Raw genomic sequence first — 1,971 nt, 5'->3', positions numbered from 1 at the left:
GCTCAGGCTGCTATCAACCGAAGCGACAAGTATTGAGCGGGTTTCGCACCCGCTAGGAAAACGCGCCTTTCCACGGCGCACCAAACAATGTGGGTTTGAGCCCCCAGATAAAGTCATTTAATTCGGGCTCAAAATGGCGATGATTGCAAGCCCAATGGATTATGATTGCAGGTTGGGGCCAGAACAAGTTTTGCTCGCAGGCGTACGCTAAGCGATTTATCTTTTATTGTCAGTAAGGTGCCTAATAATGTCCGTTTACGGATAGGGATCGATCACTTGGACATAAAATAGGTAAACACCCTTTTGAACATTCCAACGTTCTCTGTTTGTCTGTCTTACCGTACGATTTTTGACAGATCTTGTTCTTGCCCCTTATAGTCCGACCAGTTCGTCACTTTGAATTGGGCTTTATCGAACTTGTGACGCCGATCAGCAGTCTGTTTAAATGGCATTAAGTAGATCTTCTGAAAAGGAAATTTCAGAGAAGATACTCCACGTCAGGGAGATACTGCAACAACGCCCCAATATGGTGCCGGGGAAGGAGCCGTCCATGCCATTACTTTCCTAAATGGGCAGTGAAATGGCACGCAAGGGTGACAAAACCGGCAGTCACATATCTAATACAACTCTTTCACACTTAGATTCTCTTATAGAACTCAAGTAAGCGGAACGTCTCTATGAGACGTACTTAAACTCATGTTTGAATAGCGGCTTAGCCGCTATAATGGCTTTTGAAAATGATCATGGAAAGGTCGGTGGGCCACAAGATATTAAATCATTTGATCAGCAGCTTACGAATGCGAACATTCACTTCATCTCAGACCATGCTTTTTCTGCGGAGGAATGAAATCGCGATTCTCTGTCGAATTTCATACGAGAGCGCACAGATTTTTGTTGTGGCTGATTCCTCAGCAACCAACAGTACAAAAGTGTGTTAATTCATTGATCTATAATGAAAAATAACGACTGTCGGTGATTGATTGCCATAAGTATTAATCTGAATTAACCATTAATTTGTTGACTTACTCCCTGCTCTAGCGCTCATATTTGCTCATTCCGATGTTTAGTTCATTATTTTGGAGCATCTTAACAATGAGCGTTTTAGAGCAAGATACCATGGAGCAGGACACCTTGTTGACGCAAGTCGTCAGTGACCGCGATAGTCTGGCTGAGGTTATTGAAGCGACAGCGCTCAGGGCTACAGATCCATTTTCTCACAAAGTTACACGAACCTATCTGCCCCGCGAAGCTGCAGAACTGCTCGGATGCTCGCCAAGTTACGTTAACACCTTGGCGAAAGAGCTTGAACTCGATATTTCGCGAGATTCCAGCAACCGTTATCGCTCCTACTCCCTTTCAAACCTTCGTGCAATTCGCGAAGAGGCGGCTCGAAGGGTGGCTGATACGCCAGAAAAGCGTCAAAGATACTTGCCTCACCGTTCAGCTGATGAAGAACTCGCCATCATGGCATTTGTAAACTTTAAGGGTGGCTCTGCAAAGACAACTACATCGGTACACTTCGCTCAATATGCAGCGCTTCGCGGATACCGTGTGTTGTTTCTAGATCTTGACCCTCAAGGATCTGCATCAACAATCTTTGGCTATCAACCAGTGTTAATTGAGGAAAATCAATCAATTAACGCTGCTTTGAGATATGAAAATCCTCTTTCTATTCGCGGAGTCATCCAGAAAACATACTTTGAAGGTATCGACATTTGTCTCGGTGGTCAGTGGATGACTGAGTGGGAGCAAGATACGCCTCGTGTGATGACCAATGCGCATCATTATAGCGCGGCAATGCAAGAGCGCGTACCGGAGTTGCAGGCGGAGCTAAATACTCCTGGTTTGATAGAAGACCGCATCGACGAAATCGAACAAGAGCTGGCGCAATGGCAGCACATTGAAGATACAGGTTATGCAGCCCTGCACTATTATCAGCGGCTACGCCACGTCCTTGAAGAAGTAAAGGAC

At 45.4% G+C, this 1,971-nt stretch carries 1 protein-coding gene; it reads left to right on the top strand.

Features of this window, described 5'->3' with window-relative positions; translation table 11 throughout:
* Nucleotides 1-1,059: 1,059 nt before the first annotated feature.
* Nucleotides 1,060-1,971 (top strand): AAA family ATPase (locus tag PPL9_RS04120; RefSeq protein ID WP_152986587.1); only part of this gene is annotated, 912 nt, incomplete at its 3' end.

It is taken from the genome of Pseudovibrio sp. POLY-S9 (assembly GCF_001431305.1).
Lineage (GTDB): Bacteria > Pseudomonadota > Alphaproteobacteria > Rhizobiales > Stappiaceae > Pseudovibrio.
Note: the sequence above shows the minus strand (reverse complement) of the source record. Positions and strands in the feature narration are given on the sequence as shown.